Raw genomic sequence first — 18,605 nt, 5'->3', positions numbered from 1 at the left:
CGCCGGGGCCCTGCCGTGCGCGTCACCGCGCGGGGTCTGGACGCGGTCAGACGCCGTACTCGTCCAGCGGCGGGCAGGAGCAGACCAGGTTGCGGTCGCCGTACGCGCCGTCGATCCGGCTGACCGGCGGCCAGTACTTGTCCGCCGGGTTCACGCCGGCCGGGAAGACCGCCTCCTGCCGCGAGTAGCCGTGCGCCCAGTCACCGGCCAGGGCGGCGGCGGTGTGCGGGGCGTTGCGCAGCGGGTTGTCCTCGGCGGCCCACTCGCCCGAGCCGACCTTGTCGATCTCGGCCCGGATCTCGATCATCGCGTCGCAGAACCGGTCGATCTCGTGCAGGTCCTCGGACTCGGTCGGCTCGATCATCAGCGTGCCGGCCACCGGGAACGACATCGTCGGCGCGTGGAAGCCGTAGTCGATCAGGCGCTTGGCGATGTCGTCCACCGTCACGCCCGTCTCCTTGGTCAGCGGGCGCAGGTCGATGATGCACTCGTGCGCGACCAGCCCGCCGGGGCCGGTGTAGAGCACCGGGAAGTGCGGGGCCAGCCGCTTGGCGATGTAGTTGGCGTTCAGCACCGCGACCTGGGTCGCGCGCTTGAGGCCCTCGCCGCCCATCAGCCGGACGTACGCCCAGGAGATCGGGAGGATGGCCGCCGAGCCCCACGGCGCCGCCGAGATCGGGCCGACGCCGGTGGCCGGGCCGGCCTCCTCCTGGAGCGGGTGGTTCGGCAGGTACGGCGCCAGGTGGGCGCGCACCGCGACGGGGCCGACGCCCGGGCCGCCACCGCCGTGCGGGATGCAGAAGGTCTTGTGCAGGTTCAGGTGCGAGACGTCCGCGCCGAACTTGCCCGGCTTGGCGAGGCCGACCAGCGCGTTCAGGTTGGCACCGTCCACGTACACCTGGCCGCCGGCCTCGTGCACCAGGGCGCAGATGGTGGTGATCTCGGTCTCGTACACGCCGTGGGTGGATGGGTAGGTGACCATCAGCACGGCGAGGCTGTCGCGGTGCTGCTCGATCTTGGCCTTCAGATCGTCGACGTCCACGTCGCCGTCGACCAGGGTCTTCACCACGACCACGCGCATGCCGGCCATCACGGCCGAGGCCGCGTTGGTGCCGTGCGCGGAGGAGGGGATCAGGCAGACGTCGCGCTGGGTGTCGCCGTTGGCCTGGTGGTAGGCGCGGACGGCCAGCAGGCCGGCCAGCTCGCCCTGCGAGCCCGCGTTCGGCTGGATCGAGACGGCGTCGTAGCCGGTCACCTCGACCAGCTGCTGCTCCAGCTGGCGGATCAGGGTGAGGTAGCCCTGGGCCTGCTCGATCGGCGCGAAGGGGTGCAGCTGGCCGAACTCCGGCCAGGTCACCGCCTCCATCTCGGTGGTCGCGTTGAGCTTCATGGTGCAGGAGCCCAGCGGGATCATGCCGCGGTCCAGCGCGTAGTCCCGGTCCGACAGGCGGCGCAGGTAGCGCAGCATGGCGGTCTCCGAGCGGTGGCTGTGGAAGACCGGGTGGGTCAGGTACTCGTCCTCGCGCAGCAGCGCGGCCGGCAGCGCGTCGGCGGCCTCCGCGACCTCGACCGCGGGGACGCCGAAGGCGGCCCAGACACCGGCCAGGTGCTCGCGGGTGGTGGTCTCGTCGGTGGAGACCGAGATCCGGTCCGCACCGTCCTGGTACACGTTGACGCCGTTGGCGCGGGCGGCCGCGGCGATCTCGGCGGCCCGGCCCGGGACGACGGCGGTGACGGTGTCGAAGAACTCGCCGTGCAGCAGCTCGACGCCGCCGGCGCGCAGGCCCTCGGCGAGGGCGGCGGCGTAGCGGTGGGTGCGGCGGGCGATGTCGGCCAGGCCGTCCGGACCGTGGTACACGGCGTACATGGAGGCCATCACGGCGAGCAGCACCTGGGCGGTGCAGATGTTGCTGGTGGCCTTCTCGCGGCGGATGTGCTGCTCGCGGGTCTGCAGCGCCAGGCGGTAGGCGCGGTTGCCGTCGGAGTCGACCGAGACGCCCACCAGGCGGCCGGGCAGCGAGCGGGCGTACTCCGCGCGCACCGACAGGTAGCCGGCGTGCGGACCGCCGAAGCCCATCGGCACGCCGAAGCGCTGCGAGGTGCCGCAGGCGATGTCGGCGCCGAGCGAGCCCGGGGACTTGAGCAGGGTGAGCGCCAGCAGGTCGGCGGCGACGGCGACGATCGCGCCCAGGCCGTGCGCCTGCTCGACGAGCGGGGTGAGGTCGCGGACCACGCCGGTGGCGCCCGGGTACTGGAGCAGGACGCCGAAGACGCCGCGCTCGACGATCTCGGCCGGGATGCCGGCGGACAGGTCGGCGACGACGACCTCGACACCGGTCGGCTCCGCGCGGGTCTGGATCACCGCGACGGTCTGCGGCAGGGTCTCGGCGTCGACCAGGAAGACGCCGCCCTTGACCTTGGTGACGCGGCGGGCCAGTGCCATCGCCTCGGCGGCCGCGGTGCCCTCGTCGAGCAGCGAGGAGCCGGAGGTCGGCAGGCCGGTCAGGTCGGAGACCAGGGTCTGGAAGTTGAGCAGCGCCTCCAGGCGGCCCTGGGAGATCTCCGGCTGGTACGGCGTGTAGGCGGTGTACCAGGCCGGGTTCTCCATGACGTTGCGCAGGATCACCGGCGGGGTGAAGGTGCCGTAGTAGCCCAGGCCGATCATCGGCTGGAGCACCTGGTTGCGGCCGGCCAGCTCGCGCAGCTCGGCGAGGACCTGCGCCTCGCTGCGGCCCGCGGGCAGGTCCAGCGCGGTGATGGAGCGGATCGCCTCGGGAACGGCGGTGTCGGCGAGCTCGGCGAGCGAGCCGTAGCCGATGGACGCCAGCATCTTCTCCTGCGCGGAGGCGTCGGGGCCGATGTGGCGGTTCTCGAAGGGGCTGGCCAGCTCAAGCTCGGTGAGGGTCGAGGCGCCGGTGGGGCGTCCCGCGTTCGGCTGGGCGTTCATGTGGTCGAGGCCTCCTGGTCACGGACCGGCGGGGGTACGCACGCCGGCGGGCCTACCCCGCTGCGGGCAGCGGAGCGACTTGGGCGGACGAACCCGACAGGCCTCCCCCTCTGTCATCGGGACCTGAGAGCTTCGCCCGCACGACACGCGGTGGCGCGCCGTCGGCTTGCACCGTCGGTGAGGGTGGTGTCGCCGGCTCACGTGCCGACGCTCCTGCCCTGCTTTCCAGAGTGACCTATCCCGCACGGTACGGATGCCTGAGAGATTCCGGGGAGGAGTTGCTCCTTCGGCGCCCCGACCAGCGGATTCCGCCGGCGGGGACTCTCCCGAGCGGGCTCGGCGGTCGCCGCCCAGGGTACCAGCGGGAGGCCGTCCGATCACGGGTGCGTCAGGTCACCCGGGGTCTACGCGCGTACCCCGGACGGCCCAACGCGCAGCCCGTCCGGCGGCGCACCGGTCGCGCCCGCCCGGTTCATGGCTTTTGGTGTGAAGTGGCGGACGGGACGGGTGCTCCGACGCCGTCCTGCGGGAGTTCCGCAGGTGCAGCGCACTGGAGGAAAGAGTGCAAACCGACATCGACCCCCGGGACCTCATCGGCCACAAGGCGGTCGACCGCAACGGGGACAAGATCGGCACGGTCGACGAGGTCTACCTGGACGACGCGACCGGCCAGCCGGAGTGGGCGGCCGTCCGGACCGGCATCTTCGGCCGGGACGCCTTCGTCCCGCTGACCACGAGCGAGTTCTCCGGCGAGGAGCTCCGGGTCCCGTACGACAAGTCGCTGGTCAAGGACTCGCCGGACTTCGGCGTCGGCCAGCACCTCTCGCCCGCCCAGGAGCTCCAGCTCTACCGCTACTACGGCCTCGACACCCCCGTCGAGGGCGGGTCGGCCAACGGGTCGGGCGACCGGCCCGCGCAGCCCGACCTCGACTTCGGCTCCACCCCGGCGGCCGAGCCCGCGAAGGCCGCCGCCCTCCTCTCCCCCGCCCCCACTCCCTCCCCGACCACCGCCACGAGCACCAGCACCGCCCCGGAGGCCAGCGTGCGCACTCTCAGCACCCTCGCTCCCGTCGCCGCCGCCGCGGCGGCGGCACCCGTCGTCGAGCCGAAGCCGCAGGTCGTCCCGCCCGCGACCACCCCGGCCCCCGGGGCGGACACCCCGTCGTCCTCCTCCCCCAGCGGCCCGCTGGAGATCACCTGCCGCGAGGAGCGCCTGGACATCACCACCGAGTGGCACGTCCTGGGCACCGCGAAGCTGCGCAAGTACGTGACCAGCGAGCCGGTCGAGCGCCGCGTCCCGGTGGTGCGCGAGCGGGTCCGGGTGGAGCGGATGCCGGTGAGCGAGGCCGAGCGCGCCTCGCTGACCGAGAAGGACATCGCCGAGGCGGTGGAGGAGGTCACCCTGCGCGAGGAGCGCCCGGTGGTCCGCAAGTACCTCGCCCCGATCGAGCGGGTCCGCCTGGTGGTCGAGCGGTACACCGCCGAGGAGGTGGTCACGGACGAGCTGCGGCGCGAGCACGTCGAGGTCCACGACGAGACCTCGGCTCCCGGCGCCCCCGGGTCCTCCTCCCAGAGCCCGGGCCACACCCCGGACCACACCGCGGGCCAGAGCCCGGACCACGCTCCGACCCCCGGCTCCGCCCCGGCTGCCGACAACGGCCGCCCCGCGGCCCTGCGCCCGCTGTCCTGACGCCGCCCCGACGGGCTCCACCAGCCCTCCTGACCCGCTCCACCAGGCCCCCGGACCCTCGGTCCGGGGGCCTCGCGCTGCGCCCGGACGGCACCGCTCGGCCCGCCGCCGGCACCGGGATCCTTCGACTTTGCCAAAGCTTCACCGATCGATATTTGACACTCTGAAGTATCTCCCGGCATGGTTACTTCAGTTCATTCACTATGTACGGGAGGAAGCAACCGTGAGTGAGGCACCCCAGCCCACCATCGCGGCCGAGAAGCAGAGCAGCGCCCGGGTCCTGCCGGCCCTCATCCTGGCGATGCTGTCGTTCAGCGTGGTGCAGACCGCGGTCGTCCCGATCCTGCCCTCGCTGGCCAAGGAACTGAACGTCTCCGCGTCCAGCATCACCTGGCTGATGACCGCCAACCTGCTCTCCGCCGCCGTGCTGACTCCCCTGCTGGGCCGCTTCGGCGACCTCCGGGGCCGCAAGCCGATGCTGCTCATCTCGCTGGCGGGTCTGGTCGCCGGTTCGGCGCTGGCGGTCAGCACCCACTCGTTCACCTGGCTGGTCGTCGCCCGTGTCCTGCAGGGCGCCGGCGGTGGCGTGCTCCCGCTGGCGATCAGCATCGTCCGCGACGAGCTGCCCAAGCAGAAGGTGACCGGCGGCGTCGCCGCCATCAGCGCCTCGATGGGCGTCGGCTCCGGCCTCGGCCTGGTGGCCACCGGTCTCCTGCTGGAGCACTGGAGCTACAAGTCGATCTTCTGGATGGGTCTGGCCTTCGGCCTGCTCGCCGTCCTGCTGGTCGCCCTGCGCGTCCCGTCCGACCCGGTCACCGACAAGGACGGCGGCGCCGACCCGCTCGGCGCCCTCACCCTGGCCGGCTGGCTCTCCGCGCTGCTGGTCGCGGTCAGCCAGGGCAACCACTGGGGCTGGACCTCCACCAAGACCCTCGGCCTGTTCGCCGTGGCCGCCGTCGTCGCCCTGATCTGGGGCGTCATCGAGACCAAGGTCGCCCACCCGCTGGTCGACATGCGGATGATGTCCCGCCCGGCCGTCGCCTTCACCAACCTGGCCGGCCTGCTGATCGGCTTCGGCATGTACGGCTCGTTCATGGTGATCAGCAACTTCGCCCAGACCCCGGAGAAGCTCACCCACTACGGCTTCACCGCGACCGTCCTGCACGCCGGCGTGATGCTGCTGCCGTCCGCCATCGGCTCGATGGTGGCCGCCCCGCTCGGCGCGATGCTGATCGCCCGCCGCGGCCCGCGCCTGCCGCTGGTCCTCGGTGGCGTCCTCGGTGGTGTCGCGATGGCCTACCTGGCCCTGCGGCACAGCAGCGAGGGTGACATCTACACCGCCTCGGCGATCTTCGGTCTGGGCATCGGCCTGGCCTTCTCCGCGATGCCGGCCTACATCAACGGCGCCGTCCCGGTGGAGCAGAGCGGCATCGCCAACGGCATGAACGCCGTGCTGCGCACCGTCGGCGGTGCGATCGGCACCGCCGTGATGGCCGCCATCCTGACCGGCGACACCATGAAGCTGCCCCCGCAGATCCCGCTGACGCTGCCCACCCTGGACGCCTACAAGCACGCGTTCTGGGCCGCGGCCGTGGTCTGCGCCGTCGCCGGCGCCGTCCCCTTCCTGATCCGCACCGTCAAGCCGGCCACCACCGTCGCCCAGGGCGGCGCGGCCGACCAGAACGCCGGCCCCGAGCTGGTGAAGACCGACGCCTGACGAGGCGTCCGACCCCCGCGCCCCGGGACAGGGCGCGGGGGCCCGGCCCCCGGCCGGTCGTGAGGGCATCACGACCGCACCGGGGTCCGGCACGGTAATGCGGCCCCACCCGGTACTCCCCCTGGACCGGGTGGGGCCGCTTCGCGTCTCACCGCCCGGCCGGGCCCGGCTCCCCCGCCGCCTCCTCGCCGCCCCCGCGCAACGGCAGCGGCCGGGCCGGCTCCAGCGCCGGATCGTCCACCGCGAAGGTCCGGATCCGCCCCGGCCCGCTCCACGGCGTCTCGAACCGCACGGTGACCCGCCCGACGCCGCTGCCCTGCACCCATCCGGGCCCCAGCTCCGCGTGCCGGACGTCCTGCCCGGGCAGCCAGCGCCGCAGGACGGCCGTCGCCGGCTCCTCCTCGGCCTCCCCCTCCGCCGCCTCCGGGTGCTCCGCGGCCTCCTCCCGGAGGGCCTGCGCGAAGAGGTCCTCCTGGGTGTAGTCGGCCAGTTGGGCGACGCCCACGCCGAGCAGCCGGATCCCGCCCGTGATGTCCACCTGGGCCGCCAGCCGGCGCGCCGTCTCGGTGATCACCGCCTCGTCGTCCGTGGGCCCGCGCAGCGTCTCCGACCGGGTCAGCGTCGAGAAGTCGAACCGCCGGACCTTCAGCACCACCGTCCGCCCGGAGCGCCCGGCCGCGCGCAGCCGCCGGACGCACCGGGCGGCCAGCACCTCCACCTCGCGCAGCACCCGGTCCCGGTCGGCGAGGTCCACCTCGAAGGTGTCCTCCACGGAGACGGACTTGGCGTCCTGGTCGGCCACCACCGGGCGCTCGTCCAGCCCTATGGACATCTGGAACACCCCCGCGCCGTGCGAGCGCCCGAGCAGCTGGACGAGCTCGCTCTCGCCGGCCTCGGCCAGGTCGGCCACCGTGCTCAGCCCGGCCCGCCGCAGCACCTGCTCGGTGGCCGGCCCGATCCCCGGCAGCGCCCGGACGGGCATCGGGCCGAGGACGGCGCGCTCCTGCCCGGGCTCGACCAGCACCAGCCCGTCCGGCTTGGCCTGCTCGGAGGCGATCTTCGCCATCAGCTTGGACCCGGCCGCCCCCACCGAAGCGGTCAGCCCGGTGCGCTCGAGGATGTCGGCCCGCAGGTCCTCCGCCAGGGCGAGCACCAGCCGCTCCCCCGTCCCGTGGTCGGCCTCGGCCAGCACCGGACCGTACGGGCCGGCCTCCAGGTCGACGAACGCCTCGTCCAGGCTGAGCGGCTGCACCAGCGGCGACAGCTCCCGCAGCAGGCCCATCACGATCTCGCTGACCTGCCGGTAGGCCTCGAACCGCCCGGCCAGGAAGGCCGCGTTGGGGCAGAGCCGGCGCGCCTGCGCCATCGGCATGGCCGAGTGGACCCCGAACCTGCGCGCCTCGTAGGAGGCCGTGGAGACCACCCCGCGCCCGCCGAGCCCGCCGACGATCACCGGCTTCCCGCGCAGGCTCGGCTTGGCCGCCTGCTCCACCGCCGCGAAGAAGGCGTCCATGTCGAGGTGGATGATGCTCGGCAGTGATCGCACCCGCCGATCATCGCCCACGGGTCCGACAGTGCGTACGAACCCGGCCGACGCCCCCGCCGCCGGGCCCGCCGGGCTCCGGGCCCGGCGGAGCGGCCTACCGCCGGGCGGCGTCCGCCAGGGCCCTCGGGATGCCCTCCTCGCGGGGCCCGAGGAAGACCGGGTCCGGCCGCAGCCAGGCGTTGACCGCCGCCTTGCCGGCCCCCGGGACCTCCCGCAGCCCGCCGTACAGCCAGGTGACGTCGTGCGGCTCCGGCACCGCGACGGCGTGCGCGTCGATGCCCGCGGCCGCGCAGAGCGCCAGCGCCCGGCGGACGTGGAAGTCCTGGCTGACCAGCACCGCCCGGTCCACCCCGAACACCCGCCGCGCGCGGGTGCAGGAGTCCCAGGTGTCGAAGCCCGCGTAGTCGCCCACCACCCGCACCTCGGGCACGCCGTGCTCGATCAGGTACCGCCGCATCGCGTCCGGCTCGTCGTAGCTGTCCCGCCCGTTGTCCCCGGTGACCAGGATCGCCTGCACCTTCCCGGCCCGGTACAGGTCCAGTGCCGCGACCAGCCGGTGCTCCAGGTACGGGGACGGCCTGCCGTCGTCCAGCCCGGCGCCGAAGACCACCGCGACCGGCGCCGCCGGCACGCTCTCCACCGTGCCCACCCGGTCGCCCGCCGAGACCCACAGCCAGGCGCTCGGCGCGAGCGCCAGGGAGCAGAGCACAGTCCCCAGTTGGAAGGCCCTGCGCTGCGCGGGCCGCTCCCGCAGTGCGGCCACCAGCCGCCCGCCCCGCCGTCTCAGCCGGTCCGTCACCGCGCCGCCGAACCCCACGTGCCCTCCCTCGGTCTCGTCACCGGGCGAAACGACGAGGCCGTGGGCCCGAACGGTTCCCGTTCGGGCCCACGGCCTCGTCAGATCGTCGGTCAGACCGCCCGGTTGCGGCGCTGCGCCAGCTCGTCCCCCGGGTCGTGGCCGACCACCGTCTCGCCGGTGTCGGTGCGTTCGGCGTGCAGCCGCGCGACCACCCGCTCCAGCTCCTGCCAGACCGCTCCGACCGCGATGCCGAACACCCCCTGACCGCCCTTCAGCAGGTCGACCACCTGCTGCGGCGTGGTGCACTCGTACACCGTCGCACCGTCGCACAGCAGCGTCATCCCGGCCAGGTCACCCTGCTCGGCGGCCTGCAGATGGGCGACGGCCACCCGGATGTTCTGCAACGAGACGCCCGCGTCGAGCAGCCGCTTGACGATCTTCAGCAGCAGGATGTCGCGGAAGCTGTAGAGCCGCTGGCTGGTCGCCGGGTACGCGCTGCGGACGCTGGGCTCCAGCAGTCCGGTGCGGGCCCAGTAGTCCAGTTGGCGGTACGTGATGCCGGCCGCCGCACAGGCCGTCGGGCCGCGGTAGCCGATCAGTTCGGACGTCGGGGCCAGCCGCTCGATGGCTGGCTGCCCCGGCTGCACGGCCGGGAACCTGCTCACCCGGGGCAGGTCCGTCACGGTACGAGCGGTGCGCGGCAGGTGCACGGCGCACAGGCCTCCCACGGCCGCGTCGTCGCCGGTGCTGCTCATGCCTACCTCCGTCCACTGGTGCTGCGGGCAACCCGAGACTGCGGGCATCGGTCACCCGGACAGCCACTCCTGACGGTAGGCAGTCCCCTATGACCCGTCAACGATCGCCACGCCGGGCCGGACAAACCACGTCACTCAGGAGAGTGGTTTTTCGTGCCCCTAGTGTGGGTAGATGGACGGTTTTTGGCAAAACGACCGGTGCGACGGCTACCTGATCAGTACACCGTCCCGTTCGCGCTACTGCGGGCCGCTGCCCCCGAAGTCCTCGGGCGACACCTGGTCGAGGAACTCGCGGAACTTCTCGACCTCGTCCTCCTGCTCGTCCGGGATCGCGATGCCCGCCTCGGCGAGCACCTCCTCGCTCCCGTAGATCGGCGTCCCGGTGCGCAGCGCCAGCGCTATCGCGTCGGACGGCCGCGCGCTGACCTCGACCCCGCCGGCGAAGACCAGCTCGGCGTAGAAGACGCCCTCCCGCAGGTCGGTGATCCGGACCTCGGTGAGCTGCTGTCCCAGCGCCTCCAGGACGTCCTTGAACAGGTCGTGCGTCAGCGGGCGCACCGGCGTCATGCCCTGCTGGGCGAAGGCGATCGCGGTCGCCTCGCCGGGGCCGATCCAGATCGGCAGGTACCGATCGCCCCCGACCTCCCGAAGCAGCACGATCGGCTGGTTGGAAGGCATCTCCACTCGGACACCCACGACGTCGAGCTCATTCACACAGGCAACCCTATGGCTCCGCTCCCGGATATGAAAGCGCAGGGCCGACGCCGCTGGTCAGGGCGGTGCACCCGGCCGCCTGGCCGGCGGCCCGGGCGGCTACCCGCGCGTGCGCAGACCGGCCTGCACCATCGCCGCGTGGAGCCGGACGGACAGCGTGGCGAGCTCCCTGGCGGTGGCCTCCGCGTGGGCCCTGGTCTGCGGGTTGCGGTGCCGGCGCAGCGGCGCCACCACCTGCTCCACCAGGGCGACCTCGCGGTCCGCGGCCGCCTTCATGGCCCGCAGGTGGCGCGGTTCCAGCCCGAACCGGCCGAGCTCCGCGACCAGCCGGGCGACCTGCAGCGCCTCACCGTCGTACCCGCCGTCCGCACCAGGCGCGACCAGGCCGTAGGACTCCCACTCGGCCAGCTCCTGCTCCCCGGCCTCGGCGGCCGCCAGCAGCTCGGCCCGCCCCAGCCGGACCCCGGACGCCGCGTCGGCGGCGGCGACCAGCTCGCGGTCGGCCTCCTCCAGCGGGCCGGGCCGGGTGTCGGCGGAGGGCGGCAGCGCGGGCGGGGCCTCACCGCGCTCGATCGCGTCCAGGTGCTCGCGGATCACCCGCAGCGGCAGGTAGTGGTCCCGCTGCATGCGCAGGACGTAGGCCAGCCGCTCGACGTCGGCCGGGCTGAACTTGCGGTACCCCGAGGGCGTGCGCTGCGGCTCGACCAGCCCCTCCGCCTCCAGGAAGCGGATCTTGGAGATGGTGACCTCGGGGAAGTCGTCGCGCAGGAAGGCCAGCACGGCGCCGATGCTCAGCAGCTCGTCGCCGCCGCGCCGACGCACCCCCGGCCGGTCCGGGCGGACCGGCTGCCTGGGGCCCGCGACCACCCCGCGCCCGCCACGGTCCGCCTGCGGACCGGACGACGCGGGGGTGGTCGCCCCGAGAGAAGGTGAGGGGGGATTCGTACTCACTCGGGCTCCTGCCGACGTTGGGTTCAGTACCCCCGGTTGTGGCCGGCGAAGAACACCAGCCGGTACTTCCCGATCTGCACCTCGTCGCCGTTGTTCAGCGACACCTCGTCGATCCGCTCCCGGTTGACGTAGGTGCCGTTGAGGCTGCCCACGTCGGCGACGCTGAAGCCGGCCGGCGTGCGGCGGAACTCCACGTGCCGGCGCGAGACCGTGACGTCGTCCAGGAAGATGTCGCCCTGCGGGTGACGGCCGGCCGTGGTGACGTCCGAGTCCAGCAGGAACCGGCTGCCCGAGTTCGGGCCGCGCTGCACGATCAGCAGGGCCGAGCCCGGCGGGAGCGCGTCGATGGCCGACAGCACCTCGGCCGACAGGGCCGGCGTGGCGCCGGTGCCGGTCGTGGTGTTGGGGTCGTACGACTCCAGGCCCGAGATGGAGATGGTCGACGTGGTCTCCGCCGCCCCCTCGGGGATCAGGCCGCCGCGCAGCGCCGTACCGCAGTTGGAACAGAACCGGGCCGAGGCCGGGTTCTGGTTGCCGCACCTGGGGCACGGAGTCGGGCCAGCCATGTTCACAGCCTCCTGGCGCGGCACACCCGACGGGTTGTGCCCGGCGTACGGATCCGGGGCAAACCCTCCACCAGAGGTTGAGGGTCCCGACTGGAAACCTATGCGCGGGTCGCCGGAAGGGTCAACCGACGCGCCGTAGCCGGCGGGATTCCCCGCGTACTGGGCGGCGCCGCCGTCCCGGAACAGCTGCTGCTCGGCGTACTGCGGCGCCTCGGGGGCAGGCCGCATGCCCGGCACGGCGGGCTCGTCCTCGGGCCGGCGGTGGCGCGCGGTGGGCGCCTCGACGGCGGCCGCGTCGCGGCCCTTGTTGCGACCGAACAACTTCGAGAAGAAACTCACGGGCGAATCCCCTTGCGTGTGACAGACCCGCCCGCGGGGCAGGGTGAGAACCTCGGACAGGCAGCGGGCCCGGTTGCGGTCCGGACCCGCTGGAGCGGTGCTCCGACGGAATGTGCTGCGGTTGGTGCTCCGGTGCGTACTCGTGCGAACCAGTCTCGCCCACGCGACGGCGGCGCCCCGCTCCGGGTGCCGCCCGCACGTGACGGGACGTTCGTCGGGTGCCCCGTCACTTCGAAGCCGGCTTGGCGTACTGCGGCGTCTTCAGATCCACGAGGGCGTCCACGACGACCTTCTGCTGCTGCGCGATCGTCGCCCGGGCCTGGTGGCTCTCCAGGGTGCGGACGACGCCTCCCGGGATGTTCAGCGCGGGCGTCAGGTCCTGCGGGTTCCCCACGACGGTGAACCGATAGGGCTGCGAGACCTTCTTCCCGTCGATCTGCACACCACCGCCCGAGAGGTCGGTGAAGTAGGTGTTGACCACCACGCGCACATCGTTGATCTGAATCGCCTCCGCCCCCGCCGCTCGAAGTTCCTGCAGGGTGTCCAGCAGCATATCTGCCTTCACCTGCCCTTGGGGATCATCGACCGTCAGTACGATGCCCGGACCAGTGGCTTTGACGGTACCGGCGAGCACGCCGAGTTCCGTCGTCTTCTTCCTGGTCTGCTCCTGGGCCTCCTTGGCCTGGTTGGAGCTGTTCTCCAACTTGGCCAGGGACTGCTCCAACTCCGCCTTCTCCTGCTGTAGACGCTGTTGGCGGCTGTCCAGTTCGTCGAGGATCCGGACCAGGTCCTCCTGGCGGGCCCCGCGCAGCTGGCTGTGGTGGTCGTTGGTCGACCGCACCTGGATCGCCAGGGCCAGTCCGAGGGAGAACAGCAGCAGGGCCACCACCAGCTGCCCGCGGGACAGCCTCGGCGGCCACAGCGCCGCCTTCAGGCGCCGCCGCCCGGCGCTGCGGTCCGCGGCGGGCGGCTGATCGCTCCCGGCCTCGTCCCCGGCCCCTTCTCCGGCCTCCTGCTCCTGCTCCTGCTCCTGTTCGCGCTCCGGAGCCGCCTCGACCACCGGCACGGACGGCGGCTCCCGCTCCGGCTCCACCCCGGACGCGGACGCGGCTGCCGGTTCCGGCTTCCGCTCCGCCGGCTTCCGCTCCGCCTCCGGCCGCACCACCTTGGTGAGCTGCAGGGTCGGCTCGGCCACCGCCGCGGCCACGGCCCCGGGCTCGGGCGCAGGCGCCGCCTCGGCCCCGGTCGCCGCGGGCTCCGTCGGAGCGTCCCCGGCCGGCTCCACCGGCCCGGTCTCCTCCACGCCCTCGACGTCCTCGGCCCGGGCGTCCCCGGCCTCCCCCGCGGGGTCCGCCGGCGCGACCGCGTCCACCGCCGCAGCGGCCTCCGGGCGCTCCCCGGCCGCCTCGGCGGGCTGCTCGGCGGCCGGCGCGGGAACCCGCTGAACGGCCTTCCCGGGCACCCCCGCCGCGTCCTTCGCCGCGGTCGCCCCGGGCGCCGCCTCCTCGGCCCGTCCGTCCACGTTCTCCTCCGCCGCCGCGCGGCCCGGCTCAGGCACGGAAGACATGGCGCCGGATCGCGGCCGCGTTGGAGAAGATGCGGATGCCGAGGACGACGACCACGCCCGTGGACAGCTGCGAGCCGACGCCCAGCTGGTCACCGAGGAACACGATCAGCGCCGCGACCACCACGTTCGAGAGGAAGGAGACGATGAACACCTTGTCGTTGAAGATCCCGTCCAGCATCGCCCGGACACCACCGAACACGGCGTCCAGCGCCGCCACCACCGCGATCGGCAGGTACGGCACGACGGCGTCCGGCACCTCGGGCTGGACGAAGAGCCCGACGACCACCCCGATCACGAGACCCAGTACGGCAATCACGGTCTAGCTGCTCCTGTCCCTGCGGACGACGACCCGGTCGGGGCCGTCGTGGACGAGTGGGCTGTCGTGGTCTTGGTGGTGGCGCCCGGGGTCCGGCGCGCGGGGCCCGAGGGCGTGCCGGTGCCGCTCGCGGACGGTGGGACGGGCGCGCTCGGGCTCTCGGAGGTTCCGGCCGTGGGCGACGGCGTCGCGCTCGGCGCGGCCGACGGGCTCGCCGTGGGTGAGGGCTCGGGGGTGACGGGCTGCGCGGTCCGCAGCGAGACGCCCACGGCCGCCGGCAGCGTCAGGCTCTTCTGCGCGGAGAGGGTCGACTTGATGCCGTACTTCTCCTGGAGCAGCCGCAGGTACTGCCCGGCCATGTCGTTCTCGAAGGCGGTGAGGAGCTTCGGGCCGTCCCCGATCGCCTGGATGTTGTACGGCGGGACGAGCGGCCGGTTGTCCACCAGCACCGCCTCGCCCGCGGCCCGGATCGCCGAGAGGGCGGTCAGCCGCTGGCCGTTGATCGCCACCGCCTCCGCCCCGGATCCCCACAGACCGTTCACCACGAGCTGCAGGTCGCGGTCCCGCAGCCGGCCGCTGTTGGAGAAGCCCTGCCCGGCCCGCGGGTCGACGTTGCCCCCGCCGCCGGTCCCGGCGGCGTCCTCCAGGACCAGCTTCACCCCCGGTCCCGTCACCTCGCCCAGCCCCACCGCACCGGTCAGCCCGCCGGCGTCGCCGCTCCCCGTGGCGAGCGCCTGCTGCTGCGTGCTCTCGACCTTGCGCCGCAGGTCCTGGACCTGCTGCTGCAGGTGGTCCGCCGAGCCGTTGCTGTCGTTGATCCGGTGGATCAACGCGTCCCGCTCCTTGGCCAGCGTCGGCTCCGCCTTGTGCGCGTTCACCGCGCCGACCGTCACCACGGCCCCGACCAGGGCCAGCCCGGCGCCCAGCGTGAGCAGGCCGCGGGCCGTCCTGGGTATCCGGCCGTCGCGGTCGCCGCCGCGGGCCGCGGCCGCCTCGGCGTATCCCTCGTCGAGGCTGTGGTCCATCACGTTGGTCAGCAGGGACATCGAGGCGTCCGGGCGGTTGTACCGTCCGTTCGGAGCACTCGGCGTCGGCGTCGCTGGCATGCGGACCATCGTCCCACGTCGGAGACGGGCCCCGTGCACGCCCCCTGAGCTGCAAACACGACGCAAAGTGACGGATCAGGCCGAAGGGTGTGAAACGGACAGCGGGGCGCACGGCTTCCGCCGCACGCCCCGCTGGTCAGGACCGTTCCACGGTCAGACCGGTGTCGTCGTCACCGACCTGCCCCGTCGACCACCGCGGCCCACTCGTCCAGCAGCGCCTCGGTCGCCTCGTCGTCCGGGCCCTCCGCCCACAGGTGGGTGGTCGCCTCGGCAGGGTCCGGCAGCACCAGCGTCCAGCGCCCGTCCGCCTCGACGACGCGGACGCCGTCGGTGGTGTCCAGCCGCCGGCTGCCGGCCGCCTCCACCACCGAACGCATGACCATGCCCTTGGCGGCCCACGGCGTGGCGATGTCCCGGCGGCGGATGTGCGCCTGCGGGATCCGGGCGTCGATCTGGCTCAGCGTGAGCTGGGTGCGCGCCACCAGGCCGACCAGCCGGACGAAGGCCGCGGCCCCGTCCAGCACCCCACTGAACTCCGGCACCACGAAACCGCCGCGCCCGTCCCCGCCGAACACGGTGCCCTCGGCGGAAGCCGCCTTCGCGAGGTCGTCCGGGGTCGTCGTGGTCCAGATGACCTGGGTGCCGTGGTACGCCGCGACCTGCTCCGCGATCCTGGTGGTCGTCACCGGCAGCGCCACCTGGCCGCTGCGCCGCTCGGCCGCGACCAGGTCCAGCAGCACCAGCAGGGCCCGGTCGTCGTCGATCACCCGCCCGAGCTCGTCGACGAAGGCGACGCGCTCGCCGACCGGGTCGAAGCGGACGCCGAAGGCCGCCCGGGAGGAGGCCACCAGCTCCCCGAGCCTGGCCAGCCCGGCCCGCCGCTCCTCCGCGTCCTCCGTCGGCCTGGCCTCGTCCAGCCCGCTGGAGACGGTCAGCGCCTCCACCCCGAGCCGCCCGAGGATGCTGGGCAGGACGAGGCCCGCGCTGCCGTGCGCGGTGTCGACGACCACCTTCAGCCCGGCCTCCCGGACGCCCGTGGTGTCCACGGCCCGCAGCAGGTTGCCCGCATAGGAGTCGAAGACGCTGGACGGGAAGGTGAGGTCGCCGATCTCGCCGGGGAAGGCGCGCCGGTACTCCTGGCGCGCGTACACGCGGTCCAGCTTGCGCTGCCCGGCCTGCGAGAGGTCGGCCCCGCGCTCGTCGAAGAAGAGGATGTCCAGTGAGTCCGGCACCCCCGGTGTGGTCCGCAGGAAGATGCCGCCGGCGCTCCCGCGCGCGGTGTGCTGCCGGGCCACCGGCATCGGCACGTTCTCCAGGTCCCGGACGTCGATCGCGGAGGTCTGGAGCGCCGAGATCATCGCCCGTTTGAGCGCACGCGCACCACGCGAGTGGTCACGCGCGATGGTGACGGTCGCCCCCTTCTTCAGGGTCGTGGCGTACGCGCCGGCCAGCCGCACGGCCAGTTCCGGGGTGATCTCGACGTTCAGGATCCCGGAGACGCCCCGGAGCCCGAAGAGGTGCTCCTGGCCGCGGGACTCCCAGATCACCGAGGTGTTGACCACGGCGCCGGCCTCGATGGTCTTGAACGGGTAGACGCGGACGTTCGCCCCGATGATCGACTCCTCGCCGATCAGGCACTCGTCCCCGATGACCGCGCCGTCCTCGATCCGCGCGGCCCGCATCACGTCGGTGTTCTTGCCCACCACGCAGCCGCGCAGGTTGCTCTGCGGCCCGACGTAGACGTTGTCGTGCACCACCGCCTTGTGGAGGAAGGCGCCGCGCTTGACCACCACGTTGCTGCCGAGCACGGTGTGCTCACGGATCTCCACCCCGGCCTCGACCTTGGCGTAGTCACCGATGTACAGCGGGCCCCGCAGGACGGCCTCCGGGTCCACCTCGGCGCCCTCGGCGACCCAGACCCCCGGGGAGATCTCGAAGCCGTCGATCTCGACGTCCACCTTGCCCTCCAGGACGTCCGCCTGGGCCTTCCCATAGCTCTCGTGGGTGCCCACGTCCTCCCAGTAGCCCTCGGCGACGTACCCGTAGACCCGCTTGCCCTCCTTCAACAGCTGCGGGAAGACGTCGCTCGACCAGTCGACGGACTCACCCGCCGCCACGTAGTCGAAGACCTCGGGTTCCATCACGTAGATACCGGTGTTCACGGTGTCGGAGAAGACCTGCCCCCAGGTCGGCTTCTCCAGGAACCGCTCGACGCGTCCGTCGTCATCGGTGATCGTGATTCCGAACTCCAGGGGATTCGGCACCCTGGTGAGACAGACGGTGACCAGTGCGTCCTTACTGCGGTGAAAGTCGATCAATTCGGAGAGATTGAAGTCGGTCAGCGCGTCGCCGGAGATCACCAGGAAGGAGTCGTCCTTCAGTGCGTCCTCGGCATTCTTGACACTCCCCGCAGTGCCGAGCGGCGTCTCCTCGTGGGCATAGGTCAGATGCATGCCCAGGTCCTCGCCGTCACCGAAGTAGTTCTTGACCAGTGACGCCAGGAACTGGACGGTGACGACGGTGTCGGAGAGACCGTGCCGCTTCAGCAGCCGGAGCACGTGCTCCATGATCGGCCTATTGGCCACCGGTAGCAGCGGCTTCGGCATGCTCGAGGTCATCGGGCGGAGTCGGGTGCCTTCGCCCCCTGCCATGACTACGGCTTTCATTACGGGTGCGTCCTCCTTCGCGGTGGTGGACCTGCAGGTCCATCAAACCGTTCCAGAGGGATCTCTACCCTGAAGGTATCGTCCGACGCACCGATACGACGTGGGACTTCTCTCAGCCCGTGTCTCAGACTGCGGACGCGGAGCCCGCGGTACTCGCCCGGATGATGCGCCGCGCCTGAACGGCGTAGAGAATACCGGCCCACCAGTACAACGTGGTCCCCCACCAGATGAAGGCCCAGCTGACCACCTCGGCCGGCCGCGCGATCCAGCTGTCCACGCTGCCGAGCAGCAGGAGCGGAAACGCGTACATCAGGTTGAAGGTCGCGGCCTTCCCCAGAAAACTCACCTGCAGCGGTCCGTAACCGTGCCGGTTCAGAATGGGAAGCAGCGCGGCGATAAACACCTCACGCGCCAGCAGAATCACCGTGAGCCACCACGGCAGAATCTCACGCCAGGTCAATCCGACCAGGGTGGACAGCACATAGAGCCGGTCCGCCAGCGGATCGAGCAGCTGCCCCACCCGGCTGATCTGCCCCCACCGCCGGGCGAGCTTTCCGTCCAGGTAGTCGCTGATCCCGCTCAACGCCAGGATCAGCAGCGCCCAACCGTCGTTGTTGGGGCCGTCGAAGACCGGCCAGAGAATCAGCCAGAGAAAAAGCGGAACGCCGACCAGCCGGCCCATGCTGAGCAGGTTGGGGATGGTGAGGACGCGATCGGTCTGGACCCGCGTCTCCTGGACCTCCACCCGGGGGCCTCCTGATCCGTGTGACGACACTGCACGTTGACCTTACAACAGAGAAGCCCCCGTCCGGTTCACCCGGCGGGGGCTTCTCTCGAAGAATTGTTCGGCGGCGTCCTACTCTCCCACAGGGTCCCCCCTGCAGTACCATCGGCGCTGTGAGGCTTAGCTTCCGGGTTCGGAATGT

The 18,605-nt window shown here is 72.5% G+C and carries 14 protein-coding genes, 1 rRNA gene and 1 riboswitch; of the genes, 2 read left to right on the top strand and 13 right to left on the bottom strand.

Annotated elements, in window-relative coordinates; translation table 11 throughout:
• Nucleotides 1–46: 46 nt before the first annotated feature.
• Nucleotides 47–2,947 (bottom strand): aminomethyl-transferring glycine dehydrogenase, encoded by a 2,901-nt coding sequence (gene gcvP / locus ACFYUY_RS25075; RefSeq protein WP_387903835.1) that lies wholly within the window; start codon nt 2,945–2,947, stop codon nt 47–49.
• Nucleotides 2,948–3,182: 235 nt separating this feature from the next.
• Nucleotides 3,183–3,286: riboswitch (glycine riboswitch) on the bottom strand.
• A 223-nt stretch (nt 3,287–3,509) separates the two neighbouring features.
• Between gcvP and ACFYUY_RS25070 the strand changes: the two genes are divergently transcribed.
• Together ACFYUY_RS25070 and ACFYUY_RS25065 are read left to right on the top strand one after the other, a co-directional pair.
• The gene (locus tag ACFYUY_RS25070; protein WP_387903833.1) at nt 3,510–4,637 is read left to right on the top strand and encodes a PRC and DUF2382 domain-containing protein; all 1,128 of its coding nucleotides are present in this window, start codon (nt 3,510–3,512) and stop codon (nt 4,635–4,637) included.
• A 223-nt stretch (nt 4,638–4,860) separates the two neighbouring features.
• The gene (locus ACFYUY_RS25065) at nt 4,861–6,354 is read left to right on the top strand and encodes an MFS transporter (protein ID WP_360220944.1); all 1,494 of its coding nucleotides are present in this window, start codon (nt 4,861–4,863) and stop codon (nt 6,352–6,354) included.
• 148 nt (nt 6,355–6,502) lie between these two features.
• On the opposite strand, the gene ACFYUY_RS25060 is transcribed toward ACFYUY_RS25065, so the two are convergent.
• From ACFYUY_RS25060 to rrf, 12 genes are all read right to left on the bottom strand, one after another.
• Entirely contained in the window at nt 6,503–7,900 is a 1,398-nt protein-coding gene (locus ACFYUY_RS25060; RefSeq protein ID WP_360220941.1) for a DNA polymerase IV, read from the bottom strand.
• A 94-nt stretch (nt 7,901–7,994) separates the two neighbouring features.
• Complete coding sequence (locus ACFYUY_RS25055) at nt 7,995–8,687, bottom strand: vancomycin high temperature exclusion protein (protein ID WP_387904071.1); 693 nt, start codon at nt 8,685–8,687, stop codon at nt 7,995–7,997.
• A 122-nt stretch (nt 8,688–8,809) separates the two neighbouring features.
• On the bottom strand, nt 8,810–9,454 hold the full coding sequence (locus ACFYUY_RS25050; protein WP_360223050.1) for a MerR family transcriptional regulator: 645 nt from the start codon (nt 9,452–9,454) through the stop codon (nt 8,810–8,812).
• 237 nt (nt 9,455–9,691) lie between these two features.
• Nucleotides 9,692–10,168, bottom strand: coding sequence for a bifunctional nuclease family protein (locus ACFYUY_RS25045; RefSeq protein ID WP_030303568.1), 477 nt, complete (start codon nt 10,166–10,168; stop codon nt 9,692–9,694).
• A 99-nt stretch (nt 10,169–10,267) separates the two neighbouring features.
• Nucleotides 10,268–10,990, bottom strand: a complete 723-nt coding sequence (locus tag ACFYUY_RS25040) for a MerR family transcriptional regulator (protein WP_387903829.1) — start codon at nt 10,988–10,990, stop codon at nt 10,268–10,270.
• A 152-nt stretch (nt 10,991–11,142) separates the two neighbouring features.
• On the bottom strand, nt 11,143–12,024 hold the full coding sequence (locus ACFYUY_RS25035) for an FHA domain-containing protein (RefSeq protein ID WP_387903827.1): 882 nt from the start codon (nt 12,022–12,024) through the stop codon (nt 11,143–11,145).
• Between the two features lie 226 nt (nt 12,025–12,250).
• Complete coding sequence (locus ACFYUY_RS25030; protein ID WP_387903825.1) at nt 12,251–13,591, bottom strand: DUF881 domain-containing protein; 1,341 nt, start codon at nt 13,589–13,591, stop codon at nt 12,251–12,253.
• Complete coding sequence (locus ACFYUY_RS25025; protein WP_030062488.1) at nt 13,575–13,907, bottom strand: small basic family protein; 333 nt, start codon at nt 13,905–13,907, stop codon at nt 13,575–13,577. Before ACFYUY_RS25025 ends, ACFYUY_RS25030 begins: the two co-directional genes overlap by 17 nt.
• Nucleotides 13,904–15,013 (bottom strand): DUF881 domain-containing protein, encoded by a 1,110-nt coding sequence (locus tag ACFYUY_RS25020; RefSeq protein WP_387903823.1) that lies wholly within the window; start codon nt 15,011–15,013, stop codon nt 13,904–13,906. Before ACFYUY_RS25020 ends, ACFYUY_RS25025 begins: the two co-directional genes overlap by 4 nt.
• A 170-nt stretch (nt 15,014–15,183) precedes the next feature.
• Nucleotides 15,184–17,679 carry a mannose-1-phosphate guanyltransferase gene (locus ACFYUY_RS25015; protein ID WP_360223041.1) on the bottom strand — a complete coding sequence of 832 codons (2,496 nt, stop codon included), beginning with the start codon at nt 17,677–17,679 and terminating at the stop codon, nt 15,184–15,186.
• Nucleotides 17,680–17,803: 124 nt separating this feature from the next.
• Nucleotides 17,804–18,424, bottom strand: a complete 621-nt coding sequence (locus ACFYUY_RS25010; RefSeq protein ID WP_387903820.1) for a CDP-alcohol phosphatidyltransferase family protein — start codon at nt 18,422–18,424, stop codon at nt 17,804–17,806.
• Nucleotides 18,425–18,522: 98 nt separating this feature from the next.
• Nucleotides 18,523–18,605: ribosomal RNA gene (gene rrf / locus ACFYUY_RS25005) — 5S ribosomal RNA — on the bottom strand; the annotation flags it as partial.

The organism is Kitasatospora sp. NPDC004745, assembly GCF_042873275.1.
Lineage (GTDB): Bacteria > Actinomycetota > Actinomycetes > Streptomycetales > Streptomycetaceae > Kitasatospora.
The sequence above is the reverse complement of the archived record's forward strand: the minus strand, read 5'-3'. Positions and strand labels throughout refer to the sequence as shown.

What these genes read in the sequence shown, in the direction of transcription:
- gcvP (WP_387903835.1), bottom strand. Translation starts at nt 2,947, where the DNA reads ATGAACGCCCAGCCGAACGCGGGACGCCCCACCGGCGCCTCGACCCTC.
- ACFYUY_RS25050 (WP_360223050.1), bottom strand. Translation starts at nt 9,454, where the DNA reads ATGAGCAGCACCGGCGACGACGCGGCCGTGGGAGGCCTGTGCGCCGTG.
- ACFYUY_RS25030 (WP_387903825.1), bottom strand. Translation starts at nt 13,591, where the DNA reads ATGTCTTCCGTGCCTGAGCCGGGCCGCGCGGCGGCGGAGGAGAACGTG.
- ACFYUY_RS25020 (WP_387903823.1), bottom strand. Translation starts at nt 15,013, where the DNA reads ATGCCAGCGACGCCGACGCCGAGTGCTCCGAACGGACGGTACAACCGC.
- ACFYUY_RS25015 (WP_360223041.1), bottom strand. Translation starts at nt 17,679, where the DNA reads ATGAAAGCCGTAGTCATGGCAGGGGGCGAAGGCACCCGACTCCGCCCG.